This is a genomic window from Brevundimonas sp. 'scallop', from assembly GCF_011045535.1.
GTDB lineage: Bacteria > Pseudomonadota > Alphaproteobacteria > Caulobacterales > Caulobacteraceae > Brevundimonas > Brevundimonas vesicularis.
Genome location: NZ_CP039382.1, coordinates 2053805 through 2077980, shown reverse-complemented (window position 1 = coordinate 2077980; position 24176 = coordinate 2053805). Strand labels below are relative to the sequence as shown.

25 protein-coding genes and 1 tRNA gene are annotated in these 24176 nt (G+C 67.5%); 12 read left to right on the top strand and 14 right to left on the bottom strand.

Annotation, left to right across the window (positions count from 1 at the left end; all coding sequences use genetic code 11):
• The first annotated feature begins 4 nt into the window (after window positions 1-4).
• On the top strand, window positions 5-199 hold the full coding sequence (locus E4341_RS10395) for a hypothetical protein (RefSeq protein WP_165117126.1): 195 nt from the start codon (window positions 5-7) through the stop codon (window positions 197-199).
• Here the strand turns inward: E4341_RS10395 and dprA are convergent.
• On the bottom strand, window positions 196-1269 hold the full coding sequence (gene dprA / locus E4341_RS10390; RefSeq protein WP_165117124.1) for a DNA-processing protein DprA: 1074 nt from the start codon (window positions 1267-1269) through the stop codon (window positions 196-198). The two genes, E4341_RS10395 and dprA, sit on opposite strands and share 4 nt — an antisense overlap.
• Window positions 1266-1904 carry a glycerol-3-phosphate 1-O-acyltransferase PlsY gene (plsY, locus tag E4341_RS10385; RefSeq protein ID WP_055753430.1) on the bottom strand — a complete coding sequence of 213 codons (639 nt, stop codon included), beginning with the start codon at window positions 1902-1904 and terminating at the stop codon, window positions 1266-1268. Before plsY ends, dprA begins: the two co-directional genes overlap by 4 nt.
• 128 nt (window positions 1905-2032) lie before the next feature.
• Here plsY and E4341_RS10380 point away from each other — a divergent pair, with 128 nt between their 5' ends.
• On the top strand, window positions 2033-2965 hold the full coding sequence (locus E4341_RS10380; protein WP_165117122.1) for a glycerophosphodiester phosphodiesterase family protein: 933 nt from the start codon (window positions 2033-2035) through the stop codon (window positions 2963-2965).
• An 8-nt stretch (window positions 2966-2973) separates the two neighbouring features.
• Here the strand turns inward: E4341_RS10380 and pyrC are convergent, their stop codons facing one another.
• Genes pyrC through ruvX form a run of 4 tightly spaced genes read right to left on the bottom strand, consistent with a single transcriptional unit; the run spans window position 2974 to window position 6667 of the window.
• Window positions 2974-4248 (bottom strand): dihydroorotase, encoded by a 1275-nt coding sequence (pyrC, locus tag E4341_RS10375; RefSeq protein WP_165117120.1) that lies wholly within the window; start codon window positions 4246-4248, stop codon window positions 2974-2976.
• Window positions 4245-5228: an aspartate carbamoyltransferase catalytic subunit gene (locus E4341_RS10370; RefSeq protein WP_165117118.1), complete on the bottom strand. Its 984-nt coding sequence runs from the start codon at window positions 5226-5228 to the stop codon at window positions 4245-4247. The genes pyrC and E4341_RS10370 overlap by 4 nt, the downstream gene beginning before the upstream one ends.
• 39 nt (window positions 5229-5267) lie before the next feature.
• A complete protein-coding gene (locus E4341_RS10365; RefSeq protein WP_165117116.1) occupies window positions 5268-6191 on the bottom strand; it encodes an AEC family transporter in 924 nt (307 codons plus the stop codon).
• On the bottom strand, window positions 6188-6667 hold the full coding sequence (ruvX, locus tag E4341_RS10360) for a Holliday junction resolvase RuvX (RefSeq protein ID WP_017506485.1): 480 nt from the start codon (window positions 6665-6667) through the stop codon (window positions 6188-6190). Before ruvX ends, E4341_RS10365 begins: the two co-directional genes overlap by 4 nt.
• A 73-nt stretch (window positions 6668-6740) precedes the next feature.
• Here ruvX and E4341_RS10355 point away from each other — a divergent pair, with 73 nt between their 5' ends.
• The 4 genes from E4341_RS10355 (at window position 6741) to gatB (ending at window position 10646) form a co-directional block, all read left to right on the top strand.
• On the top strand, window positions 6741-7286 hold the full coding sequence (locus tag E4341_RS10355; RefSeq protein WP_165117114.1) for a hypothetical protein: 546 nt from the start codon (window positions 6741-6743) through the stop codon (window positions 7284-7286).
• 95 nt (window positions 7287-7381) lie between these two features.
• Entirely contained in the window at window positions 7382-7669 is a 288-nt protein-coding gene (gene gatC / locus E4341_RS10350) for an Asp-tRNA(Asn)/Glu-tRNA(Gln) amidotransferase subunit GatC (protein ID WP_165117112.1), read from the top strand.
• Window positions 7670-7671: 2 nt separating this feature from the next.
• On the top strand, window positions 7672-9150 hold the full coding sequence (gatA, locus tag E4341_RS10345; RefSeq protein WP_165117110.1) for an Asp-tRNA(Asn)/Glu-tRNA(Gln) amidotransferase subunit GatA: 1479 nt from the start codon (window positions 7672-7674) through the stop codon (window positions 9148-9150).
• Between the two features lie 2 nt (window positions 9151-9152).
• The gene (gene gatB / locus E4341_RS10340) at window positions 9153-10646 is read left to right on the top strand and encodes an Asp-tRNA(Asn)/Glu-tRNA(Gln) amidotransferase subunit GatB (protein WP_165117108.1); all 1494 of its coding nucleotides are present in this window, start codon (window positions 9153-9155) and stop codon (window positions 10644-10646) included.
• Between the two features lie 67 nt (window positions 10647-10713).
• Here gatB and E4341_RS10335 read toward each other — a convergent pair whose 3' ends face one another.
• The 3 genes from E4341_RS10335 to E4341_RS10325 form a co-directional block, all read right to left on the bottom strand.
• A complete protein-coding gene (locus E4341_RS10335; protein WP_165117106.1) occupies window positions 10714-10986 on the bottom strand; it encodes a hypothetical protein in 273 nt (90 codons plus the stop codon).
• A 336-nt stretch (window positions 10987-11322) separates the two neighbouring features.
• Window positions 11323-12357: an RcnB family protein gene (locus E4341_RS15545; RefSeq protein ID WP_240893527.1), complete on the bottom strand. Its 1035-nt coding sequence runs from the start codon at window positions 12355-12357 to the stop codon at window positions 11323-11325.
• A 162-nt stretch (window positions 12358-12519) separates the two neighbouring features.
• A complete protein-coding gene (locus E4341_RS10325) occupies window positions 12520-13104 on the bottom strand; it encodes an RcnB family protein (protein ID WP_165117104.1) in 585 nt (194 codons plus the stop codon).
• A gap of 310 nt (window positions 13105-13414) precedes the next feature.
• Here E4341_RS10325 and E4341_RS10320 point away from each other — a divergent pair, with 310 nt between their 5' ends.
• On the top strand, window positions 13415-13720 hold the full coding sequence (locus E4341_RS10320) for a sel1 repeat family protein (RefSeq protein WP_165117102.1): 306 nt from the start codon (window positions 13415-13417) through the stop codon (window positions 13718-13720).
• A gap of 9 nt (window positions 13721-13729) precedes the next feature.
• Here E4341_RS10320 and E4341_RS10315 read toward each other — a convergent pair whose 3' ends face one another.
• On the bottom strand, window positions 13730-14479 hold the full coding sequence (locus E4341_RS10315) for a polysaccharide biosynthesis/export family protein (RefSeq protein WP_165117100.1): 750 nt from the start codon (window positions 14477-14479) through the stop codon (window positions 13730-13732).
• Window positions 14480-14600: 121 nt separating this feature from the next.
• Between E4341_RS10315 and E4341_RS10310 the strand changes: the two genes are divergently transcribed.
• From E4341_RS10310 to E4341_RS10295, 4 genes are all read left to right on the top strand, one after another.
• Window positions 14601-16040: a chain-length determining protein gene (locus E4341_RS10310; RefSeq protein WP_165117098.1), complete on the top strand. Its 1440-nt coding sequence runs from the start codon at window positions 14601-14603 to the stop codon at window positions 16038-16040.
• Between the two features lie 47 nt (window positions 16041-16087).
• The gene (locus E4341_RS10305) at window positions 16088-16789 is read left to right on the top strand and encodes a hypothetical protein (protein WP_017506474.1); all 702 of its coding nucleotides are present in this window, start codon (window positions 16088-16090) and stop codon (window positions 16787-16789) included.
• Window positions 16790-16907: 118 nt separating this feature from the next.
• A complete protein-coding gene (locus tag E4341_RS10300; RefSeq protein ID WP_165117096.1) occupies window positions 16908-18572 on the top strand; it encodes an FAD/NAD(P)-binding protein in 1665 nt (554 codons plus the stop codon).
• Between the two features lie 11 nt (window positions 18573-18583).
• Window positions 18584-19087 carry a DUF1543 domain-containing protein gene (locus tag E4341_RS10295; protein WP_165117094.1) on the top strand — a complete coding sequence of 168 codons (504 nt, stop codon included), beginning with the start codon at window positions 18584-18586 and terminating at the stop codon, window positions 19085-19087.
• Here E4341_RS10295 and E4341_RS10290 read toward each other — a convergent pair whose 3' ends face one another.
• The 4 genes from E4341_RS10290 to E4341_RS10275 form a co-directional block, all read right to left on the bottom strand.
• On the bottom strand, window positions 19088-19960 hold the full coding sequence (locus E4341_RS10290; protein WP_240893526.1) for a glycosyltransferase: 873 nt from the start codon (window positions 19958-19960) through the stop codon (window positions 19088-19090).
• 62 nt (window positions 19961-20022) lie between these two features.
• Window positions 20023-20955, bottom strand: coding sequence for a glycosyltransferase family 2 protein (locus tag E4341_RS10285; RefSeq protein ID WP_165117090.1), 933 nt, complete (start codon window positions 20953-20955; stop codon window positions 20023-20025).
• A complete protein-coding gene (locus E4341_RS10280; protein ID WP_370458448.1) occupies window positions 20952-22412 on the bottom strand; it encodes a polysaccharide biosynthesis C-terminal domain-containing protein in 1461 nt (486 codons plus the stop codon). The genes E4341_RS10285 and E4341_RS10280 overlap by 4 nt, the downstream gene beginning before the upstream one ends.
• The gene (locus E4341_RS10275; RefSeq protein ID WP_165117088.1) at window positions 22409-23893 is read right to left on the bottom strand and encodes an exopolysaccharide biosynthesis polyprenyl glycosylphosphotransferase; all 1485 of its coding nucleotides are present in this window, start codon (window positions 23891-23893) and stop codon (window positions 22409-22411) included. Before E4341_RS10275 ends, E4341_RS10280 begins: the two co-directional genes overlap by 4 nt.
• A 138-nt stretch (window positions 23894-24031) precedes the next feature.
• Here E4341_RS10275 and E4341_RS10270 point away from each other — a divergent pair.
• Window positions 24032-24123 (top strand) — tRNA-Ser (locus tag E4341_RS10270).
• Window positions 24124-24176: the final 53 nt, after the last annotated feature.

Sequence of the window (24176 nt, the reverse complement as noted above, 5' to 3'; positions counted from 1 at the left end):
GATCATGGCGACGGCGCAACCTCAATCGGCCTGCGAAACGGATCGCCAGGCGCATATCGAAGCGGCGGCCTTTCCGACGCGGGAATATATCGGTGCCATGGCGCTGGAAATGGCGCGGCTGGCGCGGGACGAGGGCGACGTGCGGCTGGCTGGCTTGCTGGAACAGGCCGCGGGCGTTGCGGGTCATCCGCAGGCCTAGAGCGAAGCCAGGCCGCCGGGCAGCAGGTCGGCGCGGCCGGTTAGGCTGAGCTCCAGCAGAGCGGCGGCGACCTTGGACACCGGGGCGTTCAGGGCGCGGGCTATCTCGTCGCGCGGCGTCGGGGTTGGCGACAACAGGGCGGCGACGCGGTCGAGGAAGGCGTCGTCGGTGTCGTCGTCGAATCGCATCGGATCGGCAGGCGGCTCGCGCAGGGTGCGCAGGGTATTGAAGGCGCGGTCGATGTCCTCGACCCCCTCGCACAGGATGGCGCCCTGACGCAGCAGTTCATTGGGCCCGCGCGCGCGGGGATCCAGGGGCGATCCGGGCACGGCGAACACATCGCGGCCCTGCTCGGCGGCAAGACGGGCGGTGATCAGGGAGCCGGACCGGACTTCCGCCTCGACCACCACGACGCCCCGCGACAGGCCGGAGATGATGCGGTTGCGGCGCGGGAAGTCGCGCGCCTGGGCGCGGGCGCCGACCGGGCTTTCGGAGACGACGCAGCCTTGTTCCGTCAGGCGTGCGTAGAGGTCGGCGTGTTCGGAAGGATAGATGTCGTTCACGCCGCCGCCCAGGACCGCGACGGTCCCGGTCGCCAAGGCGCCTTCGTGGGCGGCGGCGTCGATGCCGCGCGCCATGCCCGAGACGACGACATGACCGGCCTGACCGAGTTGCTGCGCCAGGCCGCGTGCGATCCGCTGACCGCCCGCCGAGGCGATGCGGGCGCCGACGATGGCGACCGAGGGCTGGTTCAGCAGGTCAACGCGGCCTCGCGTCCACAGGATCGGCGGCGGCGGATCGAGCGTGGCCAGCATTTCGGGATAGTCGGGATCGCCCAGCACCAGCAGGCGGGCGCCGATGGCGTCGCCGGCGGCGATCTCGCGTTCGACCGTCTCTACGGGGGGCGGAACGGAGGCGGAGCCGGATTTGCGCACCAGATCGGGAAGGGCGTCCAGCGCATTGAGGGCCGAGCCGTAGCGGCCGATCAGTTGGCTGAAGGCGACGGGGCCGATGCGGTCGGTGCGGGCGAGCCGCAGCCGGGCGAAGCGTTCCGCCGGGTCCAGGCTCACGCCTTCTTTGCCCCGATGCGCGGTTCCGCGCCCTTCAGCAGCCGGGCGATGTTCTGGTGATGTCGAACCCAGATCAGAACGGCGGCGAACACGGTCAGGGCGAGGATGGGCAGGCTGACCGGCAGGCCGACGACGGCGAGCGGCAGAAGCGCCAGCAGCGGCGCGGTCGCCGATGAAATGAGCGCCGCCAGCGACGAATAGCGGAACAGGAAGGCGCAGAGCAGCCAGACCGCCCCCGCCATCAGGCCCAGCGGCCAGGCGGCGGCCAGCAGCAGGCCGTAGAAGGTGGCGACGCCCTTGCCGCCCTTGAAGCCCAGCCAGACGGGAAACAGGTGTCCCAGGAAGGCCGCGCCGCCGGCGATGGCGCCGGCCAGTTCGCTGCCGAACAGATGACGGGCGATCAGCAGGGCGACCGCACCCTTGCCCGCGTCCAGCAGCAGGGTGGCCAGGGCCAGATCCTTGCGGCCGGTGCGAAGGACATTGGTCGCGCCGATATTGCCCGAGCCGATGTTGCGCACGTCGCCGGCGCCGGCTGCACGTGTGATCACCACGCCGAAGGGAATCGAGCCGAGCAGATAGCCGCCCAGCGCCACCAGCGCCAAGGTCCCGAGAGCCGGGGCCACTAGATCCTGCACGTTGATTCGCTCCCCGCGTGTCGTTGCGGCAAAATGCGTCGCGGGGCGGTCGGGAGCAAGGGCGATCCGACCTCTTGACCCGATGATCGGCGCAGCGTTTGGTCCGCGCGTCTTTCCGGAGCCGATCCATGACCCGTATTTCCGCCGCCGCCGCGACCCTGCTGCTGCTTTCGACGACAGGTTGCGTGGGTGCGCCGCCGATGGCGCCTGCGCCGTCATCGGGGCCGGCGATGGCGGCCTATTTCGACTGCGTGCGGGACGGCGGCGTGGCGATCTCGGCGCACCGGGCGGTTTCGGCGCTGGACCAGCCCGAGAATTCCATCGCCGCCATCGAGGCGACAGGCCGAGCGATCCCCAATGCGATCCTGGAACTGGACGCTGTCCTGACCAAGGACCGGCAGTTGGTTCTGATGCACGACGACACCATGGACCGGACGACCACGGGGCGCGGGCGGGTCGCGGACCTGACGCTGGCCCAAGTGAAACAGGCGCGGCTGAAGGCGTCGGACGGCGCCCTGACGCGCGCCGCGCCGCCGACGCTGGGCGAGGCGCTGGACGCCGCCGGACGCGTGGGGGCCATCGCCAGCATCGACCTGAAGCCCGCCGACGGCGAGACCACCGTCGATCTGGCGCGGGCGGTGATCGATCAGGTGCGACGGTCACGGGCCGGAAACCGGGTGATCCTGATCACCTATAATGACGCCGATGCGCGGGCGGTGGCGGCCATGGCGCCGGAGATGATGATCTCAGCCGGGCTAAGCGGTGTGGAGGATCTGAGCGGGCTGAACCCGGCGCAGATCCTGGCCTGGACCGGCACGCGCGAGGAGCGTCCTGCGCTTTGGCGCGCCCTGCGCGAGGCCGGCGTCGAGGTTCAGTTCGGCACACTGGGCGCCGAGGGCGTGCGCCGTGACGACCGCTACGCCGCCGACGGGGACGTATCGGAATACCGCGATCTGGTGCGCCAGGGCGTCACCGTGATCGCCACCGATACGCCGCTGGCCGTCAAATCGGTGCTGGGCGCCGAGGTGGCCAAGGCCGCGACGTGCGCGCGGCCGCGCTGATCTGATCCTTAGAAGACCTTGCGACCGCCCACCCAGGTTCCGATCAGCTTGCCCTGAAGTCGGCGGCCGTCGAACGGGGAGTTCTTGGATTTGGAGTGAAGGGCGTCGGCGTCGATGATGACGGGGGCCCCGGCGTCGAACAGGATGACGTCGGCCGGCGCGCCCTCGGCCAGGACGCCCGCGTCGAGGCCGAGCAGGGCGGCGGGCCCCTGGGTCAGGGGACGAAGCACGTCGAGCAGGTCCAGACCGTCTTCGTGATGCAGGGTCAGGGCGGCGGGCAGCAGGGTCTCCAAGCCGATGGCGCCGGGCGCGGCCTCGGCGAAGGGCCGGCGCTTGTCCTCGGCTGGGGCGGGGGCGTGGGCGGAGGTGATGACGTCGATCAGGCCTTCGCGCACGGCTTCGATCAGGGCCTGGCGGTCGGCCTCCGAGCGCAGCGGCGGGTCCAGCCGGTAGAAGGTGCGGTAATCGCCGATGTCCACCTCGTTGAAGCACAGGTGGTTGATCGAGACGCTGACGGCGACCTCCAGCCCCTTGGCGCGGGCGCGGGCCAGGGTGTCCAGGGCGCCCTCGGTCGAAATCTGATCCACCAGGAACCGCGCGCCGGTCTGTTCGACCAGGGCCAGGTCGCGCTCCAGCCCGATCCGCTCGGCGATGGCGGGGCTGCCGGACAGGCCCAGGCGCGTGGCCAGTTCGCCGGAGGCGGCGACCGCGCCTTCCGTCAGCCAGGGGTCGGCCGGGCGGCACGCGATCAGGGCGTTGAAGGCGGCGGCGTAGCTCATCACCCGTTGCAGGGTGCGGCTGTTGACGATCACCTTGTCGCCGTCGGTGAAATACAGGGCGCCGGCCTCGTCCATCAGGCCGATCTCGGCCATGCGCTGACCGTCCAGGGCCTTGGTCGCGGCGCCGGCGGCGCGGACGTTGACCAGGTTCAGCGCCGCGCCGCGCCGCTGGATGAAGTCGATCATGGCCGGGTCGTCGACGGCGGGATCGGTGTCGGGTTGGACCACGATGGTCGTCACGCCCCCGGCGGCGGCGGCCAGGCTGGCGGACTTCAGCGTCTCCTTGGGCTCGGCGCCGGGTTCGCCGGTCTTGACCCGGATGTCGATCAGGCCGGGCGCGAGGCACAGGCCGTCGGCGTCGATGATCTGATCCGCCGCCACGTCCGGCGTCGGGCCGTGGATCACGCGGCTGATGCGGCCGTCCTGGATCAGCAGGCCGCCTGGGCCGTCGTAGTCCGTAGCGGGGTCCAGCAGACGGGCGTTGATGATGGCGACGGTGGTCATCGGGCGTCTCCCCAACGGGCGGAGAGGGAGGCCAGCACGGCCATGCGGGCGGCGACGCCCATCTCGACCTGATCCTGGATCAGGGAGACGTCCAGGTCGTCGGCCACGTCGGAATCGATCTCGACGCCGCGGTTCATGGGCCCGGGGTGCATGACCCGGGCGCCGGGATTGGCCCAGGCAAGCTTCTCGCGATCCAGACCCCAGAAGCGGAAATATTCGCGGGTCGAGGGGACCAGGGCGCCGGCCATCCGCTCCAGCTGAAGCCGCAGCATCATGACCACGTCGCAGCCCTTCAGACCCTCGCGCATGTCATGGAAGACGTCACAGCCCCAGCGGTCGGCGTCGCCAGGCACCAGGGTCGGCGGGCCGATCAGGCGGACGCGCGCCCCCATCATCTGCAACAGGGCGACGTTGGAGCGCGCCACGCGGCTGTGAGTGATGTCGCCACAGATGGCGACGGTCAGGCTGGTCACATCGCCGAATGCGCGGCGCATGGACAGCAGATCCAGCAGAGCCTGGGTCGGGTGTTCGTGGCGGCCGTCACCGGCGTTGACGACGGCGCAGCCGACCTTCTGGCTCAGCAGTTCGGCCGCGCCCGAGGCCGAATGACGGATGACCAGGATGTCGGGCTTCATGGCGTTTAGGGTGACCGCCGTGTCGATCAGGGTTTCGCCCTTCTTCACGGAGGAGGAGGCGACCGGCATGGTGACGACGTCCGCGCCCAGCCGTTTGGCGGCGATCTCGAAGGAGGAGGAGGTGCGGGTTGAGTTCTCGAAGAACAGGTTCACGACCGTGCGGCCGTGCAGCAGGTCAAGAGCCTTGGACGACTGGCGATTGAAGTCGACGAAGGCGTCGCCCAGGTCCAGCAACTGCGGCGTCACATATGGATCGAGGTCGGATGCGGCCAGGAAGTGCGGTTTGGGGAACGGAACCAGCCGGTCGCGGATGGTCTGATCGGTGACTTGAGCGGGCTGGGTCATCGAGACGCGGCTATAGGCGTGACTCGCCCTGAACGCCAGTCAGGTGAAGTGGAACAGGGCCAGCAGGATGGGAATGACCACGGCGCTGCCCACGGTGGTCAGGGCGATGACGCCGGCGATCAGGGGCGCGTCGCCGCCCATTTGACGCGCCAAGATGTAGGAGGCGGCCGAGCCGGGCGCGGCGCCGCAGATTAAGGCGATGCCCTGCGCCAGGCTGTCGCCGCCCAAAGCCCAGGCGATGAACCACATCAGCGGCGGCATGACGCCCAGCTTGACCAGGCTGACGGCGGCGATGGTGGTGCGGCGGCGTTTGACCTCGGCGAAGGACAGACCCGCCCCGGCGACGATCAGGCCCAGCGGCAGGGCGGCGGCGCCCAGCAGGTCCATCGCATCCGACAGGCCAGGGATCAGCGGCACATGCAGTACATTCAGCGCCAGGCCGATCAAACAGGCCAGCAGGATCGGATTGGCCAGCATCGACTTGATCAGGCCGACGACCGACGGCTCGCGCTGCAGCGACCCCCATTTCGCCAGCACGGCGACGCAGGCGATGTTGGTGACGGGAATGATGAAGGCGATGGCGACGGCGGCCAGCGCCGTGCCTTCCGAGCCATAGACCGACTGGATCACCGGCACGAAGACGAAGCTGTTCCAGCGGATCACTCCCTGAAAGACGCTGGTGTAGGCCGGGCCGTCCAGGGTGATCAGAGGCTTGGACGCCAGGGTCGCGGTCGCCACGATCAGGGTCGCGCCCACCGCCGCAGCACCCGCCACGGTCGCGCCGCCGCCGGCGAGGTCGGCGTGCCAGATCGCGGGGATCAAGAAGCTGGGGTAGAAGATGTTGATCGACAGCTTCTCGATCGGCCGCCAGGCCTCGTCGGGCAGGAAGCCGGACTTTCGCAAGCCGTAGCCCAGGGCGATCATCAGAAAGACCGGCAGGACGCCGGCGATCAGGGCCGTCAAACCCAGGTCGCCTGGTCCCGAACCCGATCCAGAGCACCCTGCAGGATCCAGGCGGCGGCGGTGCGGTCCACGACCTGGGCGCGGCGTTTGCGGTTCAGGTCCAGATCCTCGATCAGGAAACGCTCGACGGCGCTGGTGGACAGCCGCTCGTCCCAGAAGGCGATGTTGACGGGCCTCAGCCGCTCCAAGTTGCGGGCGAAGGCGCGGCACGACTGGGCGCGCGGGCCTTCCGTGCCGTCCATGTTGGCGGGCAGGCCGATGACCAGGGCCGAAACCTTGCGATGCGCCATCAGCTTGAACAGGTGTTCGGCTTCCTGCGTGAACTTTGACTTGCGGATCAGCTCCAGCGGCGAGGCGATCAGGCGCGTGGAATCCGACACGGCGACGCCGATGGTCTTCTCGCCCAGATCCAACCCCATCCACGGCGTGTCGGGCGGGCAGGCGGCGGGCAGGTCGAGAAGGTCGAGGACGGGCACGGCCTGCGGTTAGGACTGGCGCGGGCCGAAGTCAAAGGCGATGGTGAAGACGATCGACAGGAAGGACGATGACATGCGCACGGCGACAGCGGCGATGACGGCTTTCGGGCTCGTGTTGAGTGGGTGCGGACAGTCCGACGCGGCGGCCAAGACCGAGACCGCACAGGATACTCAGATCGCGGCAGCCGCGCCGACGCCGAGCCCGATCACGCGTGCGGCCCCGCCACCGACCACTAAGCCGTTGGGGCCTGCCGAACGGCGCGCGGCGGCTGCACGCGAGGAGATCGGCACGGCGGCCGATGTGTCGCAGGTGCAGGCCCTGCCGGACCAGAACGCCAAGGTCTTCAGCCTTTCGGGCGGCGATCCGGCGGTGAATGGTCTGGTGACCTATTTCGCCCTGTTCGGCGGTCCGGCCGAGGGCTGGCGCGCCTATGCTCTGGGCGACTATGCCGAATGGAAGGTCGTGGAGGCGAAGGCCAGGCGCGTGGTCCTGGCGGTGCGTCAGGACACGGCGGGGCCGAACGGCGACATCCTGAAGGTGGAGCGCACGGTGCAGATCGACTTCCCCTCAAGCGGCGAGACGCCGCCGGATGCGGTGTCCGTCAGCACGTCGCGGTGAGATCACGCCTGACGACGGGCGGCTGATCCTTGTGAATCCCAGTGCGGGCGGCTAATCCGACCGCTTCGTTTTCATTTTGTGTGTTGGAGGGCCGCATGGCCATCGACGCTGCGACGGTGCGCAAGGTTGCGCATCTCGCCCGCATCAAGACCCCCGAGGACCGGCTGGAGCCGCTGGCGCAGGAGCTCAACGGCATCCTGACCTGGATCGAGCAGTTGGATCAGGTGGATGTCGAAGGCGTGGAGCCGATGACCTCGAACGTCGCCCAGCCGCTTCGCCTGCGCGACGACGTCGTCACCGACGGCGCCAAGGTCGATGCAGTCCTGTCGAATGCGCCCAAGTCGGCGGACGGCTTCTTCGTCGTGCCCAAGGTGGTCGAATAGTCATGAGCGACCTGACCAAACTGACCCTGAAGGGCGCTGTCGACGGGCTGAAGGCCAAGGACTTCACCTCGGCCGAAATCACCCAGGCCTTCCTGACCACGATCGAGGCCGCGAACCCGACCCTGAACGCCTATGTCGAGGTGACGTCAGACAAGGCCATGGACATGGCCCGCGCGTCCGACGCCCGCATCGCCGCCGGCCAAGGCGGGGCGCTGGAAGGCGCGCCGCTGGGGATCAAGGACCTGTTCTGCACCGAGGGCGTGCAGACGACGGCCGGCTCCAACATGCTGCGCGGCTTCACGCCGCCCTATGAATCGACCGTCACCGCCAATCTATGGCGCGACGGGGCGGTCATGCTGGGCAAGCTGAACATGGACGAGTTCGCCATGGGCTCGTCCAACGAGACCTCGGCCTTTGGTCCGGTGAAGAACCCGTGGAAATCAACCGGCTCGAATGCCGAGCTGACGCCGGGCGGTTCGTCGGGCGGTTCGGCCTCGGCCGTGGCGGCGGACCTGTGCCTGGCTGCGACCGCATCGGACACCGGCGGATCGATCCGCCAGCCCGCCGCCTTCACCGGCACGGTCGGCATCAAGCCCACTTATGGCCGCGCCAGCCGCTTCGGCATGGTGGCCTTCGCCTCGTCGCTGGACCAGGCCGGGCCGATCACCAAGACGGTCGAAGACGCGGCCCTGCTGCTGCAATCCATGTGCTCGTTCGACGCCAGGGATTCGACCAGCCTGGACATTCCGACGCCCGACTGGACGCAATCGGTCGGCAAGTCGGTCAAGGGGCTGCGTATCGGCGTGCCGCGCGAATATGTCGTGGACGGAATGCCGGCTGAGATTCAGGCCCTGTGGGATCAGGGCGTGGCATGGCTGAAGGACGCCGGCTGCGAGATCGTCGAGATCAGCCTGCCGCACACCAAATACGCCCTGCCGACCTACTATATCGTGGCACCGGCCGAGGCCTCGTCGAACCTGGCTCGCTACGACGGGATGCGGTTCGGGCATCGGGCGGAGGACTTCAAGTCGCTGGACGACCTGTATGCCACCTCGCGCGCCGAGGGCTTCGGCAAGGAGGTCCAGCGTCGTCTGACCATCGGCGCCTATGTGCTGTCGGCCGGCTTCTACGACGCCTACTACGTCAAGGCGCTGAAGGTGCGTCGCCGCATCGCCGAGGACTTCGACAATGTCTGGGGCCAGGTGGACGCGATCCTGACTCCCTCGACGCCGTCGGCCGCCTTCGCCATCGGCGACAAGCAGATCGATCCGCTGACCATGTATCTGAACGACGTCTTCACGGTGACGACCAATCTGGCCGGCCTGCCGGGCATTTCGGTGCCGGCGGGCGTGGACGCCGGCGGGTTGCCGCTGGGTCTGCAGGTCATCGGCAAGGCGCTGGACGAGGCGACGGTCTTCCAGGTCGGCGCCGCGCTGGAACGGGCGGCGGGCTTCACGGCCAAGCCGGGCAAGTGGTGGTGAGCATGAGCGACAATACCAAGACCATCAAAGGCCGCACCGGCGATTGGGAAATCGTCATGGGCCTGGAGATCCACGCCCAGGTGGCGTCGAAGGCCAAGCTGTTCTCCGGCGCGGCCGTCGGCTTCGGCGCGGGGCCGAACGAGCAGGTGTCGCTGGTCGATGCGGGCTTTCCCGGCATGTTGCCGACGCTGAACAAACACTGTGTCGAACAGGCGGTGAAGACGGGTTTGGGCCTGCGCGCGCAGATCAACCGCCGCAGCCAGTTCGACCGCAAGAACTACTTCTATCCCGACCTGCCGACCGGCTATCAGATCAGCCAGCTCTATTATCCTATCGTGGGTGAAGGCGTTGTCGAGGTGGAGGCCGAGGACGGCAGCTTCTTCAACGTCGGCATCGAGCGGCTGCACCTGGAGCAGGACGCGGGCAAGCTGATCCACGACCTGTCGCCGACCGAAAGCTACGTCGATCTGAACCGGGCCGGCACGGCGCTGATGGAGATCGTCTCGCGTCCCGACCTGCGCACGCCGGACGAGGCGGTGGCCTATGTGAAGAAGATCCGGACCATCCTGATCTATCTGGGCACCTGCGACGGAGATATGGAGAAGGGCAATCTGCGGGCCGACGTGAACGTGTCGGTGTGCCGGGCAGGCAACTACGACAAGTTCAAGAAAACGGGCGACTTCAGCTATCTGGGGACGCGCTGCGAGATTAAAAACGTCAACAGCTTCCGCTTCATTTCTCAGGCGATCCAGTATGAGGCGCGCCGCCAGATCGAAATTCTGGAGGACGGCGGTTCGATCACCCAGGAGACGCGCCTGTACGATCCGACGGCCGGCGAGACGCGCTCGATGCGGTCCAAGGAAGAGGCGCAGGACTATCGCTACTTCCCCGATCCCGACCTGCTGCCGTTGGATCTGGAAGAGGCCTGGATCGCCGAGATCAAGGCGTCGCTGCCCGAGTTGCCGGACGACAAGCGCAAGCGTCTGATGGCCGACTATGGCTTATCGCAGTACGACGCCATCGTGCTGATCTCGGAACAGGCGAAGGCCGACTACTTCGAAGCCGCAGCGAAGGGTCGGGACGCCAAACTGGTCTCCAACTGGGTCACCAACGAGGTTTCGGCGCGCCTGGCCGCCGAGGGCAAGGACTTCAGCGAGAATACGCTGCCGGCGGCGCACGTCGCGCAGCTGGTGGAGTTGATCGAGACGAATGTCATTTCGTCCAAGATCGCCAAGGAGGTTTTCGATCACGTCTGGAACGGCGAAGGCTCGCCGGCCGAGGTGGTCGAGAAGCACGGCCTGAAACAGGTCACGGACACTGGTGCCATCGAAAAGGCTGTGGACGAGATCATCGCCGCAAACCCGGACAAGGCGGCGGCCGTCGCCGAAAAGCCCCAGGCCATCGGCTGGTTCGTCGGTCAGGTCATGAAGGCCACGGGCGGCAAGGCCAATCCGGCGGCGGTCAACGACATCCTGAAGGCCAAGCTGGGCCTGTAGGGCGAGGCGTCGAACGAAAAGCAAAGGCCCCGCGGAGCGATCCGCAGGGCCTTTTCCATTTCCAGGCTCAGGCCGACGGCGGGACGGGCGGCGCCGGCGGTGCGGGGGGAGCCGGAGGCGCGGGCGGGACGGGGGCGTCCGGGTCGGTTGGCGCTGGCGGAGCAGGCGGGGCAGGCGGCGCAGGCACGGAGGGATCGACCGGCGGCGGGGCCGGATGGTGCGGAATCTGATGATCGACCGGCGGGGGCGGCGGAGGCGGCGGCGCGCTGGGCGCTTGCTGGGCGGTTGCGGCGCCGGCCAGCAGCATCGAGGCGGCCAGGGCGGTCAGTGCGATCTTCATGGGGGCATGTCCTTCGGTTGAAACGCCATCCGGAAAAGCTTCCGGACGCCGTCGTGAATGGCGACGAAGGGCAGCGTCGGAGCGTATCAGGGCCGATTTTCGTCCGGCCAGTTCCAAGTCGTTTCAGGCGCTGAATGCTGAAGATGATCTTGGCTGCGTGTCGTTTGTCGAGCAGCTCCTAGCTTCGAATACCGGGTGATCGAGTGATGCATGACAAGATGTCGCATCAGCTCAAGGTCACGCCATGGTCACGGTTTCCGATCTGAGCCAAGCGGCGCATTAAAAAAAGCCCGACGGCGCGGGGCCGTCGGGCGGAAGTTCAAAAACGTCAGGCTGCTACCAGCGCCAGGCGTCGCGGATGACGTCGATAATATAGCCGTCGTATTCGTCGATCAGATATAGGGTGTTGTCGACGGAGACCCAGCGCGTGCCCTCGGGCGGATAGCCCAGGCCGTAGGTGCGCCAGTCGTTCAGCTGATAACGCCAGAAGGCATCCGGCAGATACTGGCCGACCGACCACGACCGACCCCAGTAGGAGCGCGGCACGCTGTAGTAGCCCCAACCCGGCGCGAAGTAGAAGCCGACGCGCACGCCGTTGTAACCCCTGAAGCGCCGATCATTGCGCCACCAGTCCGAGCGGTGGTTGCGATAGAAATCCCGCCGCCATTGATCGCCGTTGAAGCGCTGGCGGAACTCGCGGTGCTGACGGTCGCGGTCACGACCGTTGTTCCACCCCGAGCCTGGACGGTCGGGACGGTTCCAGCCGTTTCCAGGACGGTCGGGGCGTTGACCGCCAGCATTTGGGCGGTCGGGCCGATCGGGTCGGTTCCAGTCGCCTTCGGGGCGGTCGGGACGCTGGCCGCCGGTGTTCGGGCGATCAGGCCGGTTCCAACCGCCTTCGGGCCGGTCTGGACGCTGGCCGCCGGTGTTCGGGCGATCGGGACGGTTCCAACCGCCTTCGGGGCGGTCGGGACGCTGGCCGCCTGTGTTCGACCGATCGGGCCGGTTCCAGCCGCCTTCCGGTCGGTCGGGACGCTGGCCGGCCGTGTTGGGGCGGTCAGGCCGAGACCATCCGCCTTCGGGACGATCCGGACGTTGGCCGCCGGCATTGGGACGTTCGCCACCCGACGGGCGCTCGGGACGGGGCGTATCGTTTGCGGGGCGGCTGGGTCGTTCGGGGCGAGGCTCGCGCGGTCCGTCCTCACGAGTCATCTGCGGGCGCTCGGGCCGGTTCATGCCGCGCGCGCGCCCTTCGCGCTGGGGCCGTTCCTGCTGAGCCTGGTCCTGTTCCTGGGCGAGGGCTTGTATCGGAGCTGCAAGCGGGCCGGCGACGGCGGCGATGGCGGTGAAAGCCATCAGGAGGCGTTTCATGGTCTTTGGTTCCTGCACGCCGGATCTCCGGCGGCTTGAGGCGATCATCGATCCGTGGCGATGAACCCAGGCTGAACACTGTTCGCAATCAAGGGGCTGTCGAAAAAAGCAGAACCCCGCAGGCAAGACCTGCGGGGTTCGATCGTCCGGTTATGACGGGGCTTAATAGACGCCCGAGAGGACGCTGGCGATCAAGCCGCTGGCCACGGCGATCAACAGGATGTCGTTGCCGGCGTGGACGTAACGATAGCCGCGCGGGGCTTCGCGAAGGCCGTAAACATAGGGGTCACGGACGTAGTAGCTGCGATACTGCGCCGGCAGATAGCCGCCGGTGCGCCAGCGATAGCCGTTGTAGCGCGGCTCGACCCGGTAGTAGCCGTAGCTGGGCGCATACCAGTAGCCCGAGCGCGGACCGTTGTAGCCACGGAAGTCCGAGCGGCCGCGCCACCAGTTGCTGTTGTTGCGGTCCCAGCGGTCGTTGCGCCAATCGCGACGGTCGTCCCGGCGTTCCGCCCAGTAGTCGCGGCGGTCATCGCGGCGGTCACGACGATAGTCCTGGCGGCTGTCATAGCGACCGTCGCGCCGATCGCGGCGATCTTCACGGCGTTCCTGGCGGAAGTCGCGTCGGTCGTCACGGCGATCCTGACGATACTCGCGGCGGTCGCGGTCCTGGGCCTGGGCGAGCATCGGCACGGCCGTGGTCGACAGGGCGAGGGCGACGACGGCGGCCTTGGTGAGGCGGTTCATCTTCGTGCTCCATTCTGGGCCGCCGACGGATGTGCCGACCCGACCCGTTAATGATGAGCAAGGTCGAATTTCGCGCCTGAATGCCCGCTGAACGATCGCGTCAGGTTTGCGGAGCGCTCGCGGGCGCGTCGGCGTGAACAAGAGATTTATCAGAGATTTCCGAGGTCTGAATCCCGTTGGAAGTATTCATTATTGCTTTACTGAAAAGTCCGGGCAGCCCCTTTCGCCGTTAACTTTAACTTCAAACCACCGGTATTTGATGGCGTCTCAGAGGCGGGCCCAGAATGGCGCCCGATCAGGAGATACGGTGATGAACGCGCAAGAAATGGCGCACGACCTGCAGGCCTACGACGACGGTCTGCCGCTGCCGACCCCGGACATGTCCGGCGACGATCTGTTCAAACTGGGCATGATGTACTCGGCCGGATCGGGCGGTTGCCCGATGGATCGGGTGTCGGCCCACATGATCTTCAACCTGGCGGCCATGAAGGGCTCGATCGAGGCGCGCGTCTATCGCCGCGAGATGAGCATGGAGATGGAGCGCGAGGAAATCGCCGAGGCCCAGAAGGCTGCGCGGCGCTACATCGACCAGGGCGTGGTTCAACTGGTCGCGTAAGCGATCAGTTCAGAACTGCGCGTAGCCGTTGCCGTTCGATCCGTTGATCGAATAGCTGAAGCCGATGGGCAAGGCGGCGCGCACCTGGGTGAAGAAGGCCGCCAGTTCGCCCAGCGTCGAACGCGGTACAAAGACGATGTCGCCACGCCGCAAGGGCACGACCTCGCCGCGACGCGGACGCAGGTCCACCACGCGCATCATGCGCGATCCACCCGGACCGCGACGGATCAGGGCCACGCTGTCCTGACGCGACGTCGGGGCGAACCCGCCAGCCTGGATCACCGCCTGATAGGCGTCCAGATCGCCGATCATTTCGAAGACGCCTGGGTTGCGCACCTCGCCATCGACCCAAACGCGGATCGGGCCGGCCTGGCGCAGGGTGACCTCGACGGCAGGGCGCACCAGCTGGGTCGCATAGGCCGCCGAGACAACCTGCTGAAGCTGGGGCAGGGTGCGATCCGCCGCCATGACCGATCCGATCAGGGGCAGGGCGATGCGACCATCGGGACCGACCTTGAGCGTGCGCGTCAGCTCCGAGGCCGTCGGCGTCGCCACCTCGATCTCGTCGCCGGGATAGAGCAGATATTCCGGCTCCTGGTCCGTCCAGGGGGCGAAGGGCAGGCCGGCGAGCTCGTCGTAGGGCGACCGGTCGGCGCGCCGAGGATCGGGAACGCCGCCGGTCCCGCCGCAGGCCGCCAGCGAGGCGGCGATGGAGGCTGAACCCAGGGTCAGCAGAAACAGGCGGCGATCGGTCAGCATGGGAATCGGTCGGCCTCGACGAGGGATTTGAGCCAACCTCGCCGGTTATGGGTAATCATCGGTTAACGCCGGTGGGCGAAGGGTGACGACAACACGCCTTTCAAGGGATTCGGCCCGCCCGATGCGCTCCACCGCACACGTCACCACAAGGCCGCGCTACGGCGTTCTGGACGTGATCGGCCTGTTGTTCCGCGAACTGCTGCTGATGATCGTCGTCTTCGTGGTGATCCTGGGGCTGGGGTTCGCCGCCGCCATGACGCTGAAGAAGAGCTACACCGCTACCGGCTCGGTTTTCGCGGGTGTGGGTCAGGAATACGTCTATCAACCGCGCGTCGGCACGGCCGAGCGGGGCCAGGCGCCCCAGGGCGACGAGGTCGCCAACTCCGAAGCCGCCATCCTGGGCTCCAGCGCCGTGCGCCAGAAGGTGGTCGAGGCCCTGGGCCCGGCCGCCATCCTGGGCGAGCAGCCCAAGGGCAGTCCACAGGCCGCGCGGTCCGCCGCGCTGAAGGTCGTCGGCGGCGGCCTGGGCGTCGCCACGGCGCCGGGCAGCGCGGTCATCCACCTGACCTACAAGTCCGACGATCCCGAACGGGCGGCGCGGGTCCTGAACACGATCATCGAGCAATATCTGATCTATCGCCGCGAAGTCTTCCAGGACAAGACGCCGGCCATCGCCAGCCAGCGCATCGCCTTCGAGGATGAACTCGGCAATGCGGACCGGGCCTATGAGGCCTTCCTGGCGTCCAACGACATCGGCGACTTCACCGCGGCCAAGGCGACGCTGGCGGCGACCTATCAGACGGTCTTCACCGATCGGATGTCGACACAGAGCCAGCTGAACCAGACCGCCCAGCGGCTGAACACCCTGGTGGCGCAGCAGGCGGGAACACCGGCTGAGGTGGCGCTGCAGCAGGATCTGAATATCTCGGCCCAGGACCAGGTGCTGCAACTGCGCACCGAGCGCGAGCAGCTGTTGTCACGTTATCAGCCCGACGCCCAGCCGGTGAAGGACATCGAGGCGCGGATCAATCAGCTGCAAGCTTATGTCGCGACCGGCACAGCCGTTGGGGCCAAGGAGGTCCGCACCGGGCCGAACCCCGTCTGGACCGAGCTGGAAACCACGCGGATCAACACCCGGGCCGAGCGCGACTCGCTGGCGGCGCGTCTCGCGGTTCTGGACCGGCAGCTGGCCGACATCCGTTCGCGGCAGGCGCGGCTGACGGCGCTGGAATCCGAGAACACGACCCTGGCCGGCAATCGCGAAGTCCTGAGCGCCTCCATCCGAGAATTCCAGCAGCGCGAGACCCAGAGCCGCGCCGACAACGCCTTGGTCGCCGCCGGCGCCGACAACGTCACCGTCATCGAACGCGCCCAGCCTCCGGCGACGGGCAAGAGCCTGAAGATCCCGCTGCTGGCGGCGGTCTTCCTGTTCGCGGGCTTCACCGCCCTGTGCGTCGGCCTGTTGCGCGTGTTCACGCGGCGCGGCTTCACGACGCCGGCCTCGGTCAGCCGCACCCTGGACATGCCGGTCCTGGCCGTCGCGCCCGCCAAGGCGGCCTAGCGAAACTCGTGCTAGGCTGAGGGCTTAGGGAGCGCCTTGGCGATTCGATGGTCGATCTGACTTCAGAAATGGCGGGCCTTTGGGCGGCGCTGGGACCGGCGCCGGCGCACCGTGCGCGGGTGATCCAGTTCGCCTCCGCCGCGACCGGCGAGGGCGTCTCGACCGTGGCGCGTGAGTTCGCCCGATTGGCGGCCGTGCGGGCGCGCAAGCCCGTCTGGCTGATCGACGGCGACCTGGCGCAACAGGGGCAGTTGGAGACGGTGTCGGCCGAGCCGGATCGGTTCGGTCAGGTCGGCAAGGCCGCGCAAGGATCGCCCGACGGCTCAAGCTTTTACGCCGTGACGCCGCGTGTGACTGGGCGCGACGGCAAGCCGGTGCCGGATTCGCGCCTGCTGACGGCGCGGTCATGCCTGGGCGGCCGTCTGTGGGTGACGCATTTCCACATGGAGGCGCTGCGATCCGGACACCGGGTCGAGGCGGTCGGAGAGCCTCGCTACTGGGAGGCGCTGCGGCCCCACGCCGACACCATCGTGATCGACGCGCCCGCCGCCGATCGCAACGACATGGCGATCATCCTGGCGCCCTTTGTGGACATGACGGTGCTGGTGATCGCCGCCGAAAGCACGGCCGCACACGCGCCTGTCATCCTGCGCGACGAGATCGAGGCGGTGGGCGGCAAGATCGCCGGCGTGGTCATGAATCGCTCGACCTACAAGGCGCCGGGGTTCCTGCGGCGACTGATGGGCTAACGTCTTTCTGAGCGACATTTTCGACGTCCGCTTTCGCACATTTAGCAAGAAAATGAAGCATTTGGGCGATACTCGGCGTGGATGCGGCGCCTTTGCGCGTCTTGCGCATTGTGTGGCCATGACAAAGTCCGTCGCATTCGTCGGAGCGGGGCCGACGACGCTCTACGCCCTCCATGCCCTGCTGTCCCAAGGCGTCGTTTCGGCGCGGGTCACGGTGTTCGAGGCGCGAGAGACGGCCGGTTGCGGCAGCCCCTACAGCCCGGTCTGGAACGACCCGGCGATGCTGTCCAATATCGCCAGCATAGAGATACCGCCGTTGGAGCACACGTTGGCCGATTGGCTGTCGGCACGAACGCCCGCCGAACTGGCAGAGCTGGACGTGGATGGGGCGTCGCTCGATGAGCGCACCTTCGTCCCGCGTGTCGCATTGGGGCGATACTTCGAAAGTCAGTTCGCCACCCTGGTTCAGCAAGCGCGCGCAAAGGGCGTTCTCATAGATGTGCAGACGGGATGCCGGGTCATCGACGCTGCGAACCGCAAGGACGGTATCGAGCTGACCTTCACGTCGCCGCCGTCGCGGAAGGTCGCCAAGGCTGTATTCGACCACGTGGTTCTGGCGACGGGTCACCAGTGGCCGTCGCGGCCGGACGCCCAGCCCGGATATTTCCTCAGCCCCTGGCCCGCATCTGACCTCGCGGATGTTCCGGCGACGCAGATCGGCATTCGGGGGTCGTCGTTGACGGCCATCGATGCGGCCGTCGCCCTGGCCACGTCGCACGGGGACTTCGTTCGACAGGATGATCGGCTGATCTATCAGCCCGCGTCCGATACCGAAGATTTTCACATCGCCATGATGTCGCGAAAGGGACTGTTGCCCGAGGCGGATTTCTATTTTCCGCTGCCGCATCGCCCGCTGACCTATTGTACGCCCGAGGCTGTCGCTGCGGCTGTGGCGTGCGGTCCTGACGGGCTGCTGGACGCCGTGTTCGACCTTTTTCGAGCCGAACTGATCCATCTGGATCCGGACTACGCCGCCGAGACGGGACTGCATGACGCGACGCTGGAAACCTTCGCCGAGAGCTATTTCGCGCGGCGGGCATCGGTTGATCCCTTCGTCTGGGCCGCCGCCAACCTGAAGGAGGCGCAGGCGAACCATGCCGCAGAGGTGACGGTGGCCTGGCGCGACGGCATCCTGCGCATGCATGAAATCGTCGCCGTCATCGTGCCCCATCTGGACAGCATCCAGTTCGAGCGGTTCAGCCGCGCCTTCAAGCCGATCTTTGTCGATATCTACGCCGGTGTGCCGCACGAATCGATCGAGCGGATGCTGGCGCTGCACACCGCCAGACGGCTGGATGTCATCGCGCTGGGCGACGACCACGATGTCGATACGCGTTGTCCCCAAGGCGGCGCGCGCGTGACCATCGGTGACACGACGCGCCACTTCCCGATCTTCATCGAGGCGACGGGGCAAGCGGCTCTGAGCGGCATCCAGTTTCCTTTCTTGTCCTTGTTGGAGCAAGGGATCGTGCGTGATCAGGTTGCGAATGACGCGCCCGATGTGATCCGGGGGATTGCGGTCGATGACATGTTTCGGCCGGTCGACGCGCCTCTGCCGATGGATCGGCTGTTCTGTCTCAGCCTGCCGTTCATCATGGGGCGGCATCCCTTTGCGCAAGGGATCACCAGTTCGCACGAAATGGGCGGGATCGTCGGTCGGCGACTGGCGTTGATCCTGAATACCGCAAAGCCTGCGGTCGATCACGCCGATACGGCGGCCTGACGCGAGGACGAATGAAGCTGTTTGCGATCTACATCGGCGGGGAACACCCCGGCGCGAATATCGAGGTCCACGATATGCGCTTCCTCGTCGCCCCCACGATCGAAGCGAGGAAAGACGCCTTGCTGGCGCAGTGGTGGGGACGCGAAGGGACGTTGCACATCGATTGCTGGTCGGAGATTTCGCAGGCGGACGGCTACGACATCAGCCTGCTTCCCACACCTTTCGAGGGGAAGGAAAAGCTCTATTACGTGAACCTGGGCGGCTATGATGGGGTGGCGTTCGCCGAGCAGCACCGCAATGTTTTCGTCGTCGCCGATAGCCTGCCGGCGGCCAAAGCGCGCGCCATCAAACTGGCAAAGGGTTGGACGGACGCGCATCGGGACGAGATGTATGAGGCCGAACAGGCGTTTGCGCTGGACGACGTTGCAGGCGCTGAACGTCTGTACATCCACCTCAAGCCCAGCCTGATGAGCGGCGATCCGGACTTCACCTGCCGCTATATGCCGATCCGCTGATCAGGCCGTGGGGCGCTTCAGCATCGCCGCACCGTAAAGTTTCGGCTCGAAGCCTTTGGCCCAGAAGACCTTGCCGAGACCACGCGCGCAGCGGTCGTAGGTGTGGGCGCGGTTTGGGCGGCGCAGGAGGGCGGCCAGAAGCGACGCGGCGCCCCAGACGCCGGTCTGGGCCACACCGACCAGCATCCATTTGACGACGCCAGGCCAGTCGCGCCGGTCGGCGGCCATCTGGGTCGGGCTCTGGCCATAGGCGAAGGCGCGGGTGAGGGCGTACTTCAAGGTGGCGCGGTGGAGCGGGGCGAATTCGTCCACCCAGGCGTCGGCGGCCCAGCCGAACCGACCGCCGCGCGCCGTCAAGGCAGTGAACAGCCGGTCGTCCTCGCCGCCCGTCTCGTTCATGGCGACGTCGAACGGCGCGTCGCCGGGCAGGGCGGTCGCGCGCACCATCAGACTGTTGCCGCAACCGTGGATGTCGTCGGTCAGGCCGATCTCGCGCGGGCCCTCGCGGCCAAAGAAGCGCTCCAGATAGGCGGTGGTCCAGCCGGTGTTTTCCGGCACGCGCCCGCGGATGGGGCCGAAGACCACATCGGCGCCGGTCTGGGTTTGAGCGCTCAGCAGGGCGGCGAGCCAGCCGGGAGAAGCGGCTTCGTCGTCGTCCAGAAAGGCGATCAGGGGCGCGTCGGTGGCGGACAGGCCGATGTTGCGCGCCGTCGCCACGCCGGGGGTGGGGGCATGGGCATAGGTCAGGGGCACGGGCGCCTCGGCGCGCAGCCGTTCGATCAGGGCGGCGGCGGAGCCTTGCGGGTCGTTGTCGGCGACGACGATGGCGGCGACGCGATGCAGCGATCCGGTCTGGGCGAAGACGGAGCGCATAGCTCGCTCCAGACTGTCTGGGCGGCGCAGGGTCGGGATTATGACGGCGACATCGCGCATGGTCAGACGGCGTCCGCATAGACGGCGGCGCGGTAGAGCCTGAGCGCGAAGGCGCGGGCCGTAACCGGCAGGGCCGTCGTCAAGGCGGCCTGTTTCATCAGGCGACGCGCCAGAGGCAGGGCGGGCAGGCGTTTCAACGCGCGCGCGGCCTTGTAGCTGGGATAGGTCTGGACGATGGAGGGATGCAGGGCGACCACGCGGGCGAAGTTGCCGGCGCCTTGATCGAACTTGCGCGCCAAATCCTCGACCGTGTCCAGGCCCATATGGGTGGCGGGATTGTCGATGTGGACGACGGGAAAGCGGCGGGAAACGCGCATGGCCCACTCCACGTCCTCCCAGCCCCAGCCGCTGAAACCGGGATCGAAGGATTCGGCGGCGAAGACGTCGCGGCGCACCAGCAGATTGGAGGTGTAGACGTATTTCTCGGGCGTCAGGGCGCGCTGCGACGCCGGCAGGCATTCCGAGGCGCCGGACAGGGCGCGGTGGACGGCGAACCGGGCGTCGGTCGGCGCCTGATCCAGCGAGAAGCCGCCGAAGGCCACGGCGGGCGCATTGCCGGTGACCAACCTGAGCCAGTTTTGCAGGAAGGCCGCCGTATCGGGCCGCATGTCGCTGTCGAGAAACAGATAGGCTTCGCCGCGCGCGGCGGTGGTCAGGCGGTTGCGCCCCCTGGCGCGGCCTTCGTTGGCGGCCAGGGTGATGAGACGGGCGGGCAGATACAGGGCGTCGATGGTCGCCTGAAGCCGGGTCGTCAGATCAGCGTCTGTGGTGCCGTCGTCCAGCAGGATCAGCTCAATCGCGCCGGACAGGGCCGGGGCCTCGCTGTCCAGCTGACGCAGCAGTTCTTGCGGATCGTCGCGCAGGAAGGGGATCAGGATGGAGATCGTCGGCTCGGCCTGAGACCAAGCAGCGTTTTCAAAGATATGGGCGCTCATGCCGTCACGCTCCGGCGCGCGCGGATCAGGCGCAGCAGCACGTCACGCACCCCGGCGGCGTTCAGCGTCAAGGCGACGATGGCATAGACCAGACCGCCCACACTGGCGTCCAATATCAGCTCCACGAAACCGCCCAGCGGCGGCAGTAACCAGACGACCCCGGCCATGATGGCGGAGGCGATCCCGCAGCGGATCAGCGCTTCCCAAGGCATCGGCAGGGCGATGGCGCGGCGGCTCAGCAGGATGCAGGTGATCAGGCCGATGGCGAAACTGGCGGTGGTCGAGACGGCGGCGCCCGTCACGCCCATGCGGGGGATCAGCACCAGGTTCAGCGCAACGTTGCAAAGAGCCGGAATCGCCATCGTCACCAGCAACAGGCCGGTCCTCTTTCCAAGGGTGAAGCCGAAGCCGAAATAATAGGCGATCATCCCCGAGAGGAAGGACGAGGCGGCGATCCACGGCGTCACCAGCGCAGCGGCGGCGCGCAGATCCTGGCCGATCATCAACTCCGCCAGCGGTCTCGCGACCAGCGACAGGCCCACTGCGGCGGGCAGGCCGATCAGGATCAGGGTCGAACCCTGTTCGATGGCCGTCTGACGCAGCGCCTCGCGTCCGCCGCGCTCCAGCGCCATGACCATGGCCGGCGCCCCGGCCGCCCCCAGCCAGATGAAGATGACGTCCAGCGTCCGGTTCGCCAGGCTGTAGCTGGCGTGATAGGCGCCGACCGCCGCCGCATCCATGAAGGCCGCCAGCAGAAACCGATCCGTCGACGCCAGCACCAGCGCCAGCGTCAGCGACGCCGCAATGGGATAGCCGTAGAGGGCATAGGCCTTCAGCCGCGTGCGATCCACGATCCCGCCACCGGCCTGACGCAACTCGCCCGGCAGGATGAAGGGGAGGGCGAACAGGGGCGCGATGGCCAGGCCCAGCAGGGGCGAGGCCGCGCCCGCGCCGGCCAGCGCGAATCCGGCCCCGACCAGGAAACCCAAAATGGCCACGCCGATGTCCACGGCGGCGGATTTCGACACCTCGCCCGCCGCGCGATACCGCTCCTGCGCCAGCTTCGCGAGGTTGCGCACGGGCGCGCCGGCCAGACCGAAGGCGACGGCGATCTTGAACGCCGGCGTCAGCGGCGCCAGCCAGACGATCAGCGCCGCGATCGGGGTGAACACGGCGATGATGGTGAAGGATGTGCGGTACAAACTGGCGAAATGGGTCGCCATTCCCTCAAGCGTGCGCTCGGCCGCCCAGAACCGCGCCATCGACGACTCCAGCCAGGTGAAGGTGACGGTGTGGGCCAGGGTCGTCACCGAAAACGCCAGGGCGTAATGGCCGAAGTCGTCGGCGCTGAGAAGGCGCGTGAAGACGAAGATGGTCAGGAAACCGACCACGCCCTGGACGATCTGGGCCGGCAGATAGCCCCAGACGCCGCGCCAGAACATGCGCTTCTCGCTCAACGCACGGCCGCCCGGTCGCCCAGCAGGACGGGGATGGTGACGGCGATGACCCATAGGTCCAGCCAGAAGGACTGGCGCTCGATATATTCGATGTCCAGCTGGACGCGCTCGCGCACCTGGGCCTCGGTGTCCACCGGTCCGCGCGAGCCTTTGATGGCGGCCCAGCCGGTCATGCCGGGCTTGATGCGGTGGCGATGGGCGTATTCGGCGACCAGCAGGGCAGATTCGGTCTCGCCGGTCTTCATGCCGATGGCGTGGGGGCGGGGTCCGACCAGGGACATCTCGCCCGACAGGACGTTGAAGATCTGAGGTAGTTCATCCAGGCTGGTGGCGCGGATAAAGCGGCCGACGCGGGTCACGCGGTCGTCGTCGGCGCAGACTTGGCGGCTGGCGGTCGCATCGGCGGCGCCGTGGCGCATGGAGCGGAACTTCCACACGACGATGGTCTCGTGATTGAAGCCATGACGGCGCTGGCGGAAGAAGACGGGGCCGGGACTGTCCAGCCGCACGGCCAGAGCTACCAGGGCCATGATGGGAGCAGCGACGACCAGGGCGACGGCGCCGATCACCAGGTCCTGGATCCGCTTGTTGAAGGCGCGGCGGTCCGGGTTGGCAGGACCATCCAGAGGCGCGAGCGGCGCATTCGCCAGCCTGTTCAGCAGCCCGTCGCGGCCCAACTCCGAATCGACCAGGACCGTCAGCGGATTGGGCAGGGCGTTCAACGTCTGCGTCAGGTCGCGCACGCGCTGGCCGGCCTCGGGATCTATGGCCAGCACGATCCGGTCGACATAGGGCGTCAGGCGGTGGGTCAGCAGGGCCTTAGCGGTCCCCAGCACCGGCACGCCGGCCAAGCTGTCCGGCGATCTGGCCAAGCGGTCGTCGAACACGCCCAGGACATTCATGTCGCGCCGCTCCAACGCCTGTTCGATCAGACGTCGCGCGTTTCGGGTCGCGCCGACGATGACGATGTTGGGCGACAGCACGCCCAGCCGACGCCACCGCGCAATGACGACCAGCCACAGGCCGTGCAACAGCGCCAGGGCGGCCGTCGTCGTCAGGGCCCAGGGCGCAATGACGTTCAGCGCCGGGCGGTCCAGCAGCCAACCCAGCACGAGCGCCACGCCGGCCGAGACGACTCCCACGCCCACAACGCCCGTCATGTGCAGAGGCCAGGGCGTGTCGCGTCCGAATCGATAAAGCTGAAGCGCGCGCATCAGCACGAGCACCAAAACGGCGCCGACGACCACGGGCGCGGCGTCGCCGACCGTGATCGAGGCCAAGCCCGTCGGCTGGATCGCCAGGACGGCGCTGAACGCCAGGCCGCAGACCATCAGCACGTCGATCAGCCGGAAATAATGCGCCGACAGGCGCACGGACGATCGCTCGCGCGCATTCAGCCAGATCTCCGGCCGGAACGGCCCGCGCGAAGGCCGGCTCTTCAGCGGCGTATCGGCGGCGAGATTGGCGGGACGGTCGAGCAACAGGCGATCCAGCAGCGATCCGGGGGGCGAATGATGGCCGCGATACTGCCGCTTTGGCCTCTATGTCGCGTTAACGTGGACGCTTTCTCTCGAACCGGATTGCGCGACGCATCAGCCTCCGCTATCGACGCCCTCGCAGGAGACGTGGCCGAGTGGCTGAAGGCAACGGTTTGCTAAATCGTCGTACCCCGTAAGGGGTACCGAGGGTTCGAATCCCTCCGTCTCCGCCATTCCTCTCACAATATGGGCTGATCAGCAGCCGCCACGGGTCGGCGGGGCAGAG

What these genes read in the sequence shown, in the direction of transcription:
- E4341_RS10395 (WP_165117126.1), top strand. Translation starts at nt 5, where the DNA reads ATGGCGACGGCGCAACCTCAATCGGCCTGCGAAACGGATCGCCAGGCG.
- E4341_RS10380 (WP_165117122.1), top strand. Translation starts at nt 2,033, where the DNA reads ATGACCCGTATTTCCGCCGCCGCCGCGACCCTGCTGCTGCTTTCGACG.
- pyrC (WP_165117120.1), bottom strand. Translation starts at nt 4,248, where the DNA reads ATGACCACCGTCGCCATCATCAACGCCCGTCTGCTGGACCCCGCTACG.
- E4341_RS10370 (WP_165117118.1), bottom strand. Translation starts at nt 5,228, where the DNA reads ATGACCCAGCCCGCTCAAGTCACCGATCAGACCATCCGCGACCGGCTG.
- E4341_RS10355 (WP_165117114.1), top strand. Translation starts at nt 6,741, where the DNA reads ATGCGCACGGCGACAGCGGCGATGACGGCTTTCGGGCTCGTGTTGAGT.
- gatC (WP_165117112.1), top strand. Translation starts at nt 7,382, where the DNA reads ATGGCCATCGACGCTGCGACGGTGCGCAAGGTTGCGCATCTCGCCCGC.
- gatA (WP_165117110.1), top strand. Translation starts at nt 7,672, where the DNA reads ATGAGCGACCTGACCAAACTGACCCTGAAGGGCGCTGTCGACGGGCTG.
- gatB (WP_165117108.1), top strand. Translation starts at nt 9,153, where the DNA reads ATGAGCGACAATACCAAGACCATCAAAGGCCGCACCGGCGATTGGGAA.
- E4341_RS10335 (WP_165117106.1), bottom strand. Translation starts at nt 10,986, where the DNA reads ATGAAGATCGCACTGACCGCCCTGGCCGCCTCGATGCTGCTGGCCGGC.
- E4341_RS15545 (WP_240893527.1), bottom strand. Translation starts at nt 12,357, where the DNA reads ATGAAACGCCTCCTGATGGCTTTCACCGCCATCGCCGCCGTCGCCGGC.
- E4341_RS10325 (WP_165117104.1), bottom strand. Translation starts at nt 13,104, where the DNA reads ATGAACCGCCTCACCAAGGCCGCCGTCGTCGCCCTCGCCCTGTCGACC.
- E4341_RS10320 (WP_165117102.1), top strand. Translation starts at nt 13,415, where the DNA reads ATGAACGCGCAAGAAATGGCGCACGACCTGCAGGCCTACGACGACGGT.
- E4341_RS10315 (WP_165117100.1), bottom strand. Translation starts at nt 14,479, where the DNA reads ATGCTGACCGATCGCCGCCTGTTTCTGCTGACCCTGGGTTCAGCCTCC.
- E4341_RS10310 (WP_165117098.1), top strand. Translation starts at nt 14,601, where the DNA reads ATGCGCTCCACCGCACACGTCACCACAAGGCCGCGCTACGGCGTTCTG.
- E4341_RS10305 (WP_017506474.1), top strand. Translation starts at nt 16,088, where the DNA reads ATGGTCGATCTGACTTCAGAAATGGCGGGCCTTTGGGCGGCGCTGGGA.
- E4341_RS10300 (WP_165117096.1), top strand. Translation starts at nt 16,908, where the DNA reads ATGACAAAGTCCGTCGCATTCGTCGGAGCGGGGCCGACGACGCTCTAC.
- E4341_RS10295 (WP_165117094.1), top strand. Translation starts at nt 18,584, where the DNA reads ATGAAGCTGTTTGCGATCTACATCGGCGGGGAACACCCCGGCGCGAAT.
- E4341_RS10290 (WP_240893526.1), bottom strand. Translation starts at nt 19,960, where the DNA reads ATGCGCTCCGTCTTCGCCCAGACCGGATCGCTGCATCGCGTCGCCGCC.
- E4341_RS10285 (WP_165117090.1), bottom strand. Translation starts at nt 20,955, where the DNA reads ATGAGCGCCCATATCTTTGAAAACGCTGCTTGGTCTCAGGCCGAGCCG.